Origin of the sequence: Marinobacter sp. ELB17 (assembly GCF_000169375.1) — a bacterium.
Taxonomy (GTDB): Bacteria; Pseudomonadota; Gammaproteobacteria; order Pseudomonadales; family Oleiphilaceae; genus Marinobacter.
In genome coordinates this window covers 206635-219065 of record NZ_AAXY01000003.1, presented here as the reverse complement: position 1 = coordinate 219065, position 12431 = coordinate 206635, and the positions used below count along the sequence as shown (strand labels likewise).

Annotated in this window: 11 protein-coding genes; 7 read left to right on the top strand and 4 right to left on the bottom strand. The window is 54.4% G+C overall.

The window, feature by feature from the left end; all coding sequences use genetic code 11:
- The first annotated feature begins 108 nt into the window (after nucleotides 1-108).
- From MELB17_RS05635 to msrB, 5 genes are all read left to right on the top strand, one after another.
- Nucleotides 109-981: a carboxylate/amino acid/amine transporter gene (locus MELB17_RS05635; protein WP_036183777.1), complete on the top strand. Its 873-nt coding sequence runs from the start codon at nucleotides 109-111 to the stop codon at nucleotides 979-981.
- Nucleotides 982-1142: 161 nt separating this feature from the next.
- Nucleotides 1143-2540, top strand: a complete 1398-nt coding sequence (locus tag MELB17_RS05630) for a sodium-dependent transporter (protein WP_007349182.1) — start codon at nucleotides 1143-1145, stop codon at nucleotides 2538-2540.
- 200 nt (nucleotides 2541-2740) lie between these two features.
- Nucleotides 2741-3442, top strand: coding sequence for a response regulator transcription factor (locus MELB17_RS05625; RefSeq protein WP_007349181.1), 702 nt, complete (start codon nucleotides 2741-2743; stop codon nucleotides 3440-3442).
- A gap of 2 nt (nucleotides 3443-3444) precedes the next feature.
- The gene (locus MELB17_RS05620) at nucleotides 3445-4929 is read left to right on the top strand and encodes an ATP-binding protein (RefSeq protein ID WP_007349180.1); all 1485 of its coding nucleotides are present in this window, start codon (nucleotides 3445-3447) and stop codon (nucleotides 4927-4929) included.
- Between the two features lie 95 nt (nucleotides 4930-5024).
- Nucleotides 5025-6230: a peptide-methionine (R)-S-oxide reductase MsrB gene (gene msrB, locus MELB17_RS05615; protein ID WP_007349179.1), complete on the top strand. Its 1206-nt coding sequence runs from the start codon at nucleotides 5025-5027 to the stop codon at nucleotides 6228-6230.
- A 46-nt stretch (nucleotides 6231-6276) separates the two neighbouring features.
- Here the strand turns inward: msrB and MELB17_RS05610 are convergent, their stop codons facing one another.
- A complete protein-coding gene (locus MELB17_RS05610; protein ID WP_007349178.1) occupies nucleotides 6277-7014 on the bottom strand; it encodes a 3'-5' exonuclease in 738 nt (245 codons plus the stop codon).
- Nucleotides 7004-8881, bottom strand: a complete 1878-nt coding sequence (locus MELB17_RS05605) for a putative nucleotidyltransferase substrate binding domain-containing protein (protein WP_036183772.1) — start codon at nucleotides 8879-8881, stop codon at nucleotides 7004-7006. Before MELB17_RS05605 ends, MELB17_RS05610 begins: the two co-directional genes overlap by 11 nt.
- A gap of 279 nt (nucleotides 8882-9160) precedes the next feature.
- Between MELB17_RS05605 and MELB17_RS25390 the strand changes: the two genes are divergently transcribed.
- Nucleotides 9161-10027, top strand: a complete 867-nt coding sequence (locus MELB17_RS25390; RefSeq protein WP_007349176.1) for a PAS domain-containing protein — start codon at nucleotides 9161-9163, stop codon at nucleotides 10025-10027.
- 20 nt (nucleotides 10028-10047) lie between these two features.
- Nucleotides 10048-10686: an EAL domain-containing protein gene (locus MELB17_RS25385; protein ID WP_007349175.1), complete on the top strand. Its 639-nt coding sequence runs from the start codon at nucleotides 10048-10050 to the stop codon at nucleotides 10684-10686.
- A gap of 43 nt (nucleotides 10687-10729) precedes the next feature.
- Here MELB17_RS25385 and MELB17_RS05595 read toward each other — a convergent pair whose 3' ends face one another.
- Both MELB17_RS05595 and cobT read right to left on the bottom strand, forming a co-directional pair.
- Nucleotides 10730-11344 carry a histidine phosphatase family protein gene (locus MELB17_RS05595; protein WP_007349174.1) on the bottom strand — a complete coding sequence of 205 codons (615 nt, stop codon included), beginning with the start codon at nucleotides 11342-11344 and terminating at the stop codon, nucleotides 10730-10732.
- Complete coding sequence (cobT, locus tag MELB17_RS05590) at nucleotides 11337-12428, bottom strand: nicotinate-nucleotide--dimethylbenzimidazole phosphoribosyltransferase (protein WP_007349173.1); 1092 nt, start codon at nucleotides 12426-12428, stop codon at nucleotides 11337-11339. The genes MELB17_RS05595 and cobT overlap by 8 nt, the downstream gene beginning before the upstream one ends.
- Nucleotides 12429-12431 lie beyond the last annotated feature (3 nt).

The following is a 12431-nucleotide window of genomic DNA, read 5'->3' as shown; positions in this document are numbered from 1 at the left end:
TGGGTGCGCAGGGGCATTGCGCATTATCCGCATAGGTTTTTTTGCCTTCTGTAATCGATCGCAAAAGCGGGTAAAATGTCGCCCTTCATTTTTGCAGGCGTAACGGGCATGGGCTTTCTGGTATTTGTTACTGTTCTCTGGGCATTTTCGTTCAGTTTGATCGGCGAGTTTCTGGCGGGCAGGGTAGACAGCTATTTTGCCGTTCTTACCCGGGTGTTGCTGGCGGCGCTGGTGTTTTTACCGCTTACCCGTTGGCGCGGTGTGCCTGCCGGGCTGAAAAAAGGCATTCTGGTTAGCGGTATGCTGCAGTTTGGTATTACCTACGTGTGCCTGTACAAGTCTTTCAGTTACCTGTCGGTACCTGAGGTATTGCTGTTTACCATCTTCACTCCGTTGTACGTGACTCTGGTGGCTGACGCCCTGAATCGGCGATTTTCCCCAGCGGGGCTGGTGGCGGCCACGATGGCCACTCTGGGCGCCGGGGTTATTCGCTATGACGGCCTGAGTGAAGATTTCATCACTGGTTTTTTATTGCTGCAGGTGGCCAATATCACTTTTGCCGCGGGCCAGGTGGGCTACAAACACGTGATGGCACGCTACCCTTTGCCCATTCCACCCTGGCGCACCTTTGGTTATTTTTTCTTTGGCGCTTTGATTGTGGCGCTGCCGTCGTTTCTGATTTTTGGCAACGCGGACAAGCTGCCCGCCACGCCCACCCAGTGGGGCATTCTGGCCTGGCTCGGGCTGGCGGCATCGGGCCTGGGTCTGTTTCTGTGGAACCGTGGCGCCTGCTACGTTGATGCGGGTACGCTGGCGGTGATGAATAATGCCCTGGTGCCTGCCGGTTTATTGGTGAATCTGCTGATCTGGAACCGCGACGCAGATATTCCGCGCTTGGCTTTGGGCGGCGCTATTATTCTGGCATCTTTGTGGCTGAACTCGTGGCTGCGAGCTCGCTGGAGCGTGGCCAGGCCGGCTTGACGTGCGGTTTTAGCCAAGGTTTTGCAGTCTCTGAGCAGAATCTGAGCAATTGGCTGGCATCAGCTGGCCAGTGCTGGCAAAATTCCGCCCCAAGAGCCCTAGCCTGATCCAGGGCGATCCTTTTTAAACTCATTCCTTAGCCCAAAGCACAGGACAAGAACATGACTCAGTCGAAAACGACCTCGGGCAACAACGTAGGTTTGTCCCGTGGTCTCTGGTCTTCCCGCTTCGCCTTTATTCTGGCGGCAACCGGTTCTGCCGTTGGCCTTGGCAACATTTGGAAATTCCCTTATGTAACCGGTGAGAACGGCGGTGGTGCCTTTGTATTGGTGTACTTATTGTGCATCACTGTTATTGGTGTGCCCATCATGATGGCGGAGGTGTTCATTGGCCGCAACGGCCGTCACAATCCCATCACCAGCATGCGCCTGGTCGCTGAGCGCAATCTGAAATCGCCAGCCTGGCGTATTTCAGCGGCGATCGGCATGATCGCGGCTTTTGCCATTCTGTCGTTCTATTCGGTGATTGGTGGCTGGGCGGCGTCTTATGTTGGCCATGCGGCCATGGGCGACTTCACCGGCGGCACTGCGGAATCCATTGGTGATCTGTTCGGCGGCCTGTTGGCCAGCCCTGTGCAGTTGCTGGCCTGGCACACTGTGTTTATGGCGCTGGTGATACTGGTGGTGTCGCAGGGCTTGAAGGGCGGCCTGGAGCGCGCCGTGACCATTTTGATGCCGGCACTGCTTCTGCTGTTGGTGGTTGCGGTGGGTTATGCGACGACGACCGGCCATTTCGGCGAAGCCGTTAGTTTTCTGTTTACGCCAGACTTTTCCAAGCTGACTATTGAGGGCGTGCTGATTGCTTTGGGCCACGCGTTCTTTACCCTCAGTCTTGGTATGGCCATTATGATGGCCTACGGTTCTTACCTCGGTAACGATGTTCCAGTGGGCCGCACTATGGTTTCCGTAGCGCTGATGGACACCGCGGTCGCCCTGCTGGCGGGACTTGCCATCTTTCCAGTGGTCTTTGCTAACGGCCTGGAACCCAGCGCCGGCCCCGGGCTGATTTTCCAGACCTTGCCGCTGGCGTTCGGCAATATGCCGATGGGCGGCCTGTTTGGCACACTGTTCTTTATGTTGCTGCTGTTTGCTGCCTGGACCTCAGGCATCTCACTGCTGGAGCCGGTGGTGGAATGGGCGGAAGAAAATACCAATATGAGCCGCACCGGCAGTGCCATTTTGGTGGGCATACTGTGCTGGCTGTTGGGTATTGCCTCGATTCTGTCGCTGAACGTGTGGTCAGACGTGACCCCGCTGGGTATGTTCGCAGCGTTTGAAGGCAAAACCATTTTCGACTTGCTTGATTACTTCACCGCCAACTTTCTGCTGCCGCTGTCTGGCTTGCTAACCGCCGTCTTTGTGGGCTGGTTTGTGGCGAAAGAGTCGCTGAAAGCAGACTTGAATTTGCACGGCGCCACTTTTGCGCTGTGGCTGAATCTGCTGCGTTATGTAACGCCCGTCGCGGTTGTAATTGTTTTTGTTTATAACCTGTTGGGGTAAATAGCGGAAAAGCGAAAAGCCCGGAAGGCAGCGATGCTTTGCGGGCTTTTTTATGCGCCGGAATTAGTCTTCTTGGAAACTGCCAAGCATTGGCTTTCTATTGGTGGCCTGCCTGCGTGACGAGTTTGTGACGTTTTCGGGTTAGACTGAAAAACCGTCACTCCTTAGTCCTGCAGCCCAGACAAACGAGCCATAGCACCATGACACGCAGCGTACTGATTATTGAAGACAACCCCGCCATCGCCGAACTGGTGAGTATGCAGGTGAGTGACCTGGGCATGGCGCCGGTGCTAGCCAATCGCGGCGACGACGGCCTGGCACGTTTTCGTCAGGGCGGTATCGATCTGGTGGTTCTGGACCTGATGCTGCCGGGCCTTGATGGCTTGGCGGTGTGCCGTGAAATCCGCACCGCGCCAGATTACGTGCCTGTGCTGATGCTGACCGCTAAAAGCACCGAGTTGGACCGGGTGTTGGGGCTGGAAATGGGCGCCGACGATTACCTGACCAAGCCTTTCAGCGTGGCCGAGCTGGGTGCCCGCATAAAAGCCCTGTTCCGCCGAGTGGATGCCTTGTCAGCCCGCGCCACAGATGCCCCAGAGAACCGTGAAATCGCAGTAGACGGCCTGCGCATAGATCCGCTGCGGCGGCGAGTGTTTGTCAACAATGCAGAGGTAGAGCTGACCGCCCGTGAGTTTGATTTGTTGTGGCATTTCGCCAGCCATCGCGGCCGGGTGTTCAGCCGCGCTCAGCTGCTGGATGCGGTGTGGGGCTACAATCACCAGGGTTACGAACATACGGTGAATACCCACATCAACCGCTTGCGTAACAAAATCGAAACCGATCCCGCCGAACCGCGCTATGTGCAAACGGTATGGGGTGTTGGTTACAGGTTCCAGGACTGACTATGGCTCTACCTCTGTTGCGAACACTCTACGCCCGGTTGGCCCTGGGTCTGTTTCTGCTGCTGCTGGTGATTGGCACCTTGTTCAGCGCCCTGAGTTTTTACTCGGTTCGTGAATACAGTGCCGCCGTAAACCACCAGCTCAACCGTGATTTGGCCAGTCGTTTAGTCGCTGACCGTAATCTGGTGACCGGTGATCGAATCGACTATCGCGAGTTGGAGCGCCTGTTTGACTTGTACATGAGCATCAATCCCAGCATTGAAATCTACCTGCTGGATTTGCAGGGCCGGATTGTTTCGTTTTCTGCCGATCCCGACAAGATCAAACGTAATCAGGTGTCTTTGCAGCCGATTCAGACATTGCTGACCAATCCTGACGTTTACCCATTGCCCGGTGATGACCCCCGCAGCCACGATCGCCGCAAAGTGTTCTCAGTGACGCCAGTGCCCAGTGCCGACAACCCGAGCGGTTACCTCTATGTGGTGCTGCGGGGCCAGCAGTACGATTTTGCCGAAAGCATGGTGCACGGCAACCGCTTGCTAAAAATGGCTGCGGGCGCGCTGACCTTGAGCCTGGCGGTTGGCCTGCTGGCAGGGCTGGTGTTTTTCCACCTGCTGACCCGGCGGTTGACTCGGCTGACTGCCCGGGTAGAGGGCTTTGAAGCAAAAACGTATAGAAATTCAGAGCCCCAGCCGCCACAGGTGCCCGGCGAACGGGGTGATGATCTGGATTACCTGAGCCTGCGCTTTGACGCCATGGCCCAGCGTATTGCCGGTCAGCTTGAGCTGCTGAAAGATAAAGACCACCAGCGCCGCCAGCTTGTAGCCCAGGTGTCCCACGATTTACGCACGCCTTTGGCGGCTGTGCAGGGCTACCTGGAAACCCTGAGCCTCAAGCAAGACTCCCTGGATCTGGATCAGCGCCGCCGTTTTCTGGCGATTGCCCTGGGGGAAACCCGCCGCCTTGGCCAGCTGGTGGACGAGTTGTTCGAGCTGGCCGCCCTGGACGCCCGTGAAAAGCAGCCCAATCTGGAGCGCTTTATCGTCGCCGAACTGATGCACGATGTACTGCAAAAGCATACGCCTGGTGCTGTGCAAAACGACGTCAGCCTGAGCATAGGCGCGATCGAACCAGCCATGGTGAACGCTGATATCGCGATGACCGAACGGGTGCTGGACAACCTGATCAGCAACGCCATTAGCCACTCACCGGCGGGCACTAAAGTGCGGGTGAGCGTAGCGGCAGACGTAACCGGTGTAAGCATTTACGTGGCAGACTCTGGCCCAGGCATAGATGAACAGGCCTTGGCGCACATTTTTACTCCGTTCTACCAGGCCCCCGGGGCTAACCTCAACGGCCACGCCGGGCTTGGGCTGGCCATTGCCCGGCGCATGGCAGAACTGCAGCAGGGCCGCATTACGGTGAAAAATCGCCCCGCTGGCGGCGCGGAATTTTTATTCTGGCTGCCTTTGGCCGACGAAAAATAATCCACGCCGTTATAAATTCGTAACAATATAGGAACGTTTTGGTGATGCCTCAGGTCTACGATGATCATCGGACATTAATTCTTAGGAGCTTTTTTATGAATCGCAAACTACAAGCTGTGCTTGTTGCGGTGGTCATAGCGGCCAGCGGCGCGTTTTATGCAGCCTTTGCCTCCGCTGAAAAGAACACCGTCGTAGGCAACCCCTATGCGCCCACCGACTCGAACCTGGCTGTGGCAACTGTGGCCGGTGGCTGTTTCTGGTGCGTGGAAGCTGGTTACGAGAAAATCCCTGGCGTGGTGGAGGCTGTTTCTGGCTATGCTGGTGGTGAAACCCCAAACCCGACCTATCGCTCGGTGTCTTCTGGCGGTACCGGCTATACCGAAGCCGTGCAGGTGTATTACGACCCGCAGCAGATTACCTATGAAGGGCTTTTGCAGGGCTTGTGGCGGATGATGGACCCAACCGACGATCAGGGCCAATTTGTGGACCGTGGCACCCATTATCGCCCGGCTATTTTCTACCATAGCCAGGAAGAAAAGCAAAAAGCGGAAGCGGCCAAAAAAGCCCTGCAGGAATCCGGCGTGTACGACAACCCGGTGGTGATCGAGATAGTTCCGGCGGGCACTTTTTACCCGGCAGAAGACTATCATCAGGATTACTACAAAAAGAATCCGGTGCGCTACAAGCTCTACACCTTCAACTCTGGCCGTTATCAGTTTATTGAAAGCGTGTATGGCAAAGACTACGAGCTGGACTTCAGCCAGTTCAAGCCGGCTGCCAATAGCAGCGGCAACGCGGGCGCAGACCAGAACGCGGAACAAGCATCTGGCGCCAGTGCGGGGTTCAACCCGGAGGCTTTTGTAAAGCCGCCGCAAGATGAGCTGAAAAAGTTGCTCAGCAGCATTCAGTACAATGTGACTCAGAAAGACGGCACCGAGAGCCCGTTCAATAACGCCTATTGGGATAACAAAGAGCCCGGGCTTTATGTAGACGTGGTATCCGGCGAGCCGCTCTTTTCTTCCCGTGACCAGTACAAGTCTGGCACCGGCTGGCCCAGCTTTACCCGCCCGCTGGACCCGGGCATGGTGAAGGAGCATGAAGATCGCGCCTTCTTTATGACTCGCGTTGAAATCCGCAGCAGCTATGCAGATTCCCACTTAGGGCACGTGTTTGATGACGGCCCGGCTCCCACCGGCAAGCGTTACTGCATGAACTCAGCGTCTATGCGTTTCATTCCGCTGGCGCAGATGGCCGACGCTGGCTACGGCGATTTTATTGACGCGGTAGAATCCGTTAACTGAGTTTTTAGCCTGACGTCACAGTCAAGCCTGACCTTAAAACGTGAGCTTAAAGCCACAGATCGCTCACCGGTGTTTGCGCACCAAAATGGTGGGCGATTTGTGCTTGTAGCAACTCTGCGGTGGCAATGGCGTCCATCAGGGCGTTGTGCGCGGCATAGTGGGGCAACCCATAACGTAAACGGCTGTCTGACAGGCGAATAGAAAGCGGTTTTTTGCCCCGCCAGGTTTGCCAAAAGGTGGGCCGGCGGTCTGGGTGCAGGTGGGCTTCTATGGCCATGGTATCCAGCAGCGGAAACTGAATCCCCTCCTGCAACCGGTGACGCAAAGCCACATCCAGAAACGGCCGTTCAATATCGCGGTAATGCACCACCGGCAAGCGCCCCGCCAGGCACTCCAGTAGCTCCGGCAAAATGTCGACCAGATCTGGCGCCTGTTCCAGGTCCGCGTGGGTAATACCGTGAATCGTCACCGAAGTTTGGTGCAAGGCAAGCTTGGGCTTCACCAGCCAGTGGCGGGCTGCGCTGAGCTGTATACCCTCCAGAGTAAACGGCACCAGGCCAACACTGATGATGGAATGTTCTGTGGCGCTTAAACCGGTGGTTTCAAAGTCTATCGCCACCATGGGCACCTGTGATAAAGGCGTATTCGCGTCGCAGCAGCCGGCCTGGTAAAAAGCCTTCAATAGGGAGTTGTTAGTGGCCTCTGTCAGGGTCTGATAGCGGTCAGGCCAGGGCATATTGGCAAAGGGCTGGGATGGCGGTGTATCCATTTCTTCAAGAGACATTGCGCGCAATCTGGGCGTTGTAGCGATACTTCAGAAATTTCTGGGCGTTGCTGAGCACCTGAAAAGCGTCTTTCAGATGGTTCCGCTCGAAAGGCGAAAGATCCTGCGGGCGCACGTTGTTGTCGGGCTCGCGCCCGGCCTCAATGGCCAGCGCCTGATGGCGAATACGCACAATGGCGATAAACTCCAAAGCATCCCGCAGGTTACCGATGCCATCGTCCAGAATCAGGCGGGTTTTGCCGATGGCGTCCAGGCGCTCGAACGAATTCTGGGCCTTGGAGCCACAAGCCAAAGCGTGTATGCGAATAAGGTCTGACAGCGGCGCCGTGCCACGGCGTTTCAGATTGAAGGTCTTGCCGTGCTTGCCGTCTTCTTCCATCACGAAATTACGGAAGAAGCCCAAAGGTGGCGTGCGATTCAGAGCATTGCGCGCCATCATTGCCAGAAAACGCTGGCTGTTTGAAGCCTTTTGCGCCACCAGAGTTTTTAGCTGTTCGGCAAAATCGGTTTCCCCGTAAATACCGTCAAGATCGAAAAAGATATTACTGTTAAGCAGGGCCCGGGCTTGGGGGTTATCAATCCAGTCGCTGAAGTAGGCTTTCCAGACCCTCAGTGGCTGGCGCCAGCGCTCATTGGTGGCCATGATGTCACCTGTACAGTAGGTGTAGCTGCACTCAGCCAGGCCGTCGCTGACAAACTTCGCCAGTTCCAGAAAATAGGCGTCGTGTTCCTCTGCCACAAAGCTGTCGTCCAGAATCATGGCGTTGTCTTGATCGGTCACCACCAGCTGTTCATCCCGCGCCATAGAGCCCAGGGCCATAAAGCAGTAGGGCACGGGCGGCGGTCCCAGCTTCTCCTCGCCCAGTTCCAACAGCCGTTGGGTGAAACTACGGCCAATCCCCGCCATGGCACTGCCAATCATGTGCGAGTTGGCGTCTTCATTCACCATGCGTACGAAGCTGTCGCGCACTTCCAGGCTGATTTTCTTCAGGCCTTTTACGCTGGTTTGGTGGTAAATATTGCTGACCAGATACAGGCTGCTCTGGCTTTCATATTTCACGATGTCAGACAGCGCAATCACTCCGCGCACTTCGTGATCGTCCATCACCGGCAAATGGTGTACGTTATTGTGCAACATGGTCAGCATGGCTTCGAAAATATAGTGGCTGGCCGGTATGGTGATTAGCCCTTCGGTCATAATGTCGCTAATCGGTGTTTCTGACGGCAGGGCTTCAGTCACCGCGCGGATGCGCAGGTCGCGATCGGTGATAATGCCTTTCAGTCGCGCCTGGTCGCCTTCCCCTTCCATCAGAAGCAGCGCTGACACGCTGTTTTCGGTCATGATTCGAGCCGCTTCCTGCAGTCGCACGGTATAAGGTGCAGACACGGTTTTGCGTGAAATTAGCCGGCTTACCCGCGAAGTCATCAGCTGGTTGGATTTTTCACGCCGCGATACCGCGGAGCGCAAACGGCTGCGGTCTTCAATTTCCACGTAGTCCGCAAAACCCTCGTCCTGTTCGAACAGATAATGGAAGGTTTCTGCCGGAATACGGTAAATCAGGCTGTCTTCAAGTACGGTAGCTGGAAAACGCACGTGTTTGTTCATCAGCAGGCCAAACTCGCCAAAGATTTCACCCTCACCAATCCGGTTATACAGTTCGCCCGAGCGTCGAAAAATCTCTACCGCGCCGCTGCGCACGTAATACAGGGCCTTGCTGGGATCGTTTATGCGCAAAAGCTCGGTGCCGGCACGGGCATAAACGATCTCGATGGTTTCGGTAACACGGTTAACCAGTTCCTCTGGCATCTCGTTAAACGGCGAATGCTGTAGAAGGTGGTTACGAATGTCGATCAGTTCAGCCTGCATGCAGCCCCCAGAGTGGATTAAATAGTGCTTGGCCAAAACTATAGCAGAAAGCACTGTTTGATCGTGGGTGATAGCGCCAAAACGGCTGGCGGTGCTGGGCGCAGCCATGAAACCGCTTACCTTCGCCGGCTTGAAGCCGGATCGCTTGCCCGATGGAGTCACACTTCTCAGGCCCGGCATTTTCTGGAGGGTCTTGGTACCAACATTTATTGTTAGGGTCTAGACTAACGGTTGATAACGATTTGTGTCGTCTAACTTAGAGGCAACCAAATTAGAAATATGTTACTTCATCAAGCAGCTACAAGGGATGCTATCCATCAGTTATTTGATGCGGTGAAGGCGATTTCTGTTCAAGGATACGATGAAGACCGGCGAGTTGTTTACTGGAATGTAGGTAGCGAATTAATCTATGGCTACACCAGAAAAGAAGCTTTAGGCAGAAAACTGGAAGAGCTGATTATTCCTGAGTATATGCGTGACCATGTTATTGCTGCGCATCAAAATTGGATCGGTCGAGGAATCGAAATTCCTGCGTCAGAAATTACTTTGTGTAATAAGAGCGGCGAAGAAGTCAGTGTATTTTCAAGCCATGTGTTATTTTATGATGAATATAATAAAAAAGAAATGTATTGTATTGATATTGATTTGGCTGAAGTTAGGCAGGCTCAGGCGCAGTTAATTCTTAAAGAAAATATGCTTCAAGCTGTATTTAAAGCGACTCCCGATTTGTTCTTCTTAATGGAAGAGAATGGAACGGTTATTGATTATCATGGCGGTGACGAAAATAATCTCTACGTTTCGCCAGAAAAATTTATTGGCAAGTCGATATCTGGCTTATTGCCTGAAAAGGTCGTTAGTAAATTTAGATCTCATACTGCTAAAGTAGTAAAGCAAGGCGGTGTGTCAAGTTTTGAGTATGAGTTAGATATGCCTCATGGCCCAACTTACTTCGAGGCAAGAATTAGTTACTTAAAAGCGGATAAGAAGGTTGTGGTTATCGCTCGAGATATCACAAAAAAGCATAAGTCCGCCGAAGTAATACGGAAACATGCTTATTTTGACAGTCTAACCTTATTGCCTAACCGTTTCTTATCTCTTGATCGTTTTATCTTAAATATGGAGATGTTGTCGGCGCAGAAGCTCTGATTCGCTGGAAAAATCCGGTCTTGGGCAATGTTACGCCAGACGAGTTTATTCCAATTGCTGAGCGCACGGGTTTAATTGTTCCCATTGGGGAATACGTTATTGAGCAAGCCCTCGGGTTTTTGAGTGAGTGGCAGAATGCCCACCAGCGACATTATACAATGGCGGTAAATTTATCCCCTCGCCAATTCAGAGATAAAGGATTAATGGATTTTATTCAAAAATCTCTTGGTGATGCAAATGTCAAACCCGATAACTTAGAGTTTGAAATTACCGAGGGCGTATTAATGATTGGTAAATCCTATATTGATGCTGCCTTACACGAGCTCCATAAGCTGGGCGTAAAATTGTCAATGGATGACTTTGGGACAGGGTATTCTTCATTAAGTTACTTGCGGAAATATTCATTCGATGTCTTAAAGATAGATCGAAGCTTTGTAAGTGGTATAACGCTAAAAAAATCAGATTGTGACCTGGTGAAAGCAACCATAGCGATGGCGCACAGCCTGGGTTTGCTGGTTGTTGCCGAGGGCGTGGAAATACGGGAACAACTTACTTTACTGGACGAATTAGGGTGTGATCTGGCTCAGGGCTACTATTTTAGTAAACCGATACCGGCTAAAGAGTTGATTGTTTTTCAGTACACTGCAAACCGCTCTTAAAATCTGAGCCGATGAGACCCACCAACGGTTTGCAGACCAGCTGTCAGTCGCTGATCAGGCCGTGCCCGATCAGGCTTTGAAATCGGCCGTAGCTGGAGGTGTTGACCTGAATGCGGCTGCGGCAGGCGTACGGTGTGCTCAGCCCGGAAAACGCATGTTCCAGCGGTATGTGCATCACATCGGCTGCTATCATCCGCACAATTCCGCCGTGGCAAACGATCAACACCCGCTTGCCCGCAAGCTGCTCCTGCCAGTGATTCCAACGCGCAACTACCCGGGTCTGAAAGTCGCTGACGGGCTCGCCCGAGGGGGGAGTGTTGGCAACCGGATTGGCCCAGAATTGGCTCAGGCGTTCGCCATCGTTGGCCATGACTTCGTCAGCCGTGCGACCTTCCCAATCGCCGAAGTTGATTTCCCGCAGGTCGTCATCAAGGTGCAGAGAGATTTGATAGCGTTCCGCTAGCTCCCGCGCGAAATGAACGCAGCGCAGCATGGGTGAGCTTACGATAGCGTCCCAATGATCCGCGCTGGTAATGGCGTTGCGCATTTGCTGCCACCCGACGGGGCTAAGAGGGTCGTCTTTACGGCCTCGATACATGGGCCCGCCTTCCGGTTCGCCATGGCGGATCACATCAAAAATCGTGGTGGTGTCAGTCATTGCGGCTGTTCGCTCCGGATTGAGGTGCATCATTCTGGCCGTCATCTACGCCCGCGGTGTCAAAACTGGCCATATTATTGTGCAGAGCGCAGGCTGCGCGTATCAACGGAACCGCCACCGCTGCACCGCTGCCCTCGCCCAGCCGCATGCCCATATCCAATAGCGGGGTGGCCTCTAATGCATCCAGAATAGCCTGGTGGCCCGGTTCGGCAGAACGATGGGAAAACAACAGCCAGGCGCGAATATCCGGCTGTTCACTCACCGCGATCAGCGCGGCTACCGACACAATAAAACCGTCTATCAGCACCGGTATGCCCCGGGCAGCACAGCCCGCAATGGCGCCGGCCAGAGCGGCAATTTCGAAGCCGCCAAAGGCTTTGAGTACCGCCATGGGGTTTTGGTCATCGTTGTGGCGTTGCAGCGCCCGAATAATCACTTCGGCTTTGTGCCGCACTCCGGCGCTGTCCAGGCCTGTACCCGGCCCGGCCAGGCGCATCGGGTTTTTGTTCAGCAGCGCACAGGCGATAGCGGCCGCAGACGTGGTGTTGCCAATGCCCATTTCGCCGCCAATAAACAGGTGGCAACCAGCGCGAGCCGCGCGTTGGGCGGCCTCATCGCCAAAGTGTATGGCCTTGGTGACTTGCTGGCTGGTCATTGCGTCTATTTCTACAAAGTTACGGGTGCTGGGCGCAATGCGAGCGTTAATGACACTCGGCAGATCCGGCGTGTCGGTAACAGTACCCAGGTTGATCACTTCCAGCGTTGCACCTAAAAGTCTTGCCAGCACACTGATGGCGGCGCCGCCGTTGGCAAAATTGGCAATCATCTGAGCGGTGACGGCTTGCGGGTAGGCAGAAATGGCTTCCGCACAGACACCATGGTCGCCGGCAAATATGCTGATGTGAATCTTGTCGGCTATTGGCAGCTCGGAGCTTTGCATACTGGCCAGCTGCGTCGCAATGGCCTCAAGCCGGCCCAATGATCCCGCAGGCTTGGTCAGCGTGTTCTGGCGCTGTATGGCAAGTTCCAGAAAATGGGCGGAAGGAAGCGCGGGGGGGTTGGTCCAACTGACGGGAAATAACATGAT

Bases quoted from the DNA above. Each gene is read 5' to 3' on its own strand.
- MELB17_RS05635 (WP_036183777.1), top strand. From the start codon at position 109: ATGGGCTTTCTGGTATTTGTTACTGTTCTCTGGGCATTTTCGTTCAGT.
- MELB17_RS05630 (WP_007349182.1), top strand. From the start codon at position 1,143: ATGACTCAGTCGAAAACGACCTCGGGCAACAACGTAGGTTTGTCCCGT.
- MELB17_RS05625 (WP_007349181.1), top strand. From the start codon at position 2,741: ATGACACGCAGCGTACTGATTATTGAAGACAACCCCGCCATCGCCGAA.
- MELB17_RS05620 (WP_007349180.1), top strand. From the start codon at position 3,445: ATGGCTCTACCTCTGTTGCGAACACTCTACGCCCGGTTGGCCCTGGGT.
- msrB (WP_007349179.1), top strand. From the start codon at position 5,025: ATGAATCGCAAACTACAAGCTGTGCTTGTTGCGGTGGTCATAGCGGCC.
- MELB17_RS05610 (WP_007349178.1), bottom strand. From the start codon at position 7,014: ATGTCTCTTGAAGAAATGGATACACCGCCATCCCAGCCCTTTGCCAAT.
- MELB17_RS05605 (WP_036183772.1), bottom strand. From the start codon at position 8,881: ATGCAGGCTGAACTGATCGACATTCGTAACCACCTTCTACAGCATTCG.
- MELB17_RS25390 (WP_007349176.1), top strand. From the start codon at position 9,161: ATGTTACTTCATCAAGCAGCTACAAGGGATGCTATCCATCAGTTATTT.
- MELB17_RS05595 (WP_007349174.1), bottom strand. From the start codon at position 11,344: ATGACTGACACCACCACGATTTTTGATGTGATCCGCCATGGCGAACCG.
- cobT (WP_007349173.1), bottom strand. From the start codon at position 12,428: ATGTTATTTCCCGTCAGTTGGACCAACCCCCCCGCGCTTCCTTCCGCC.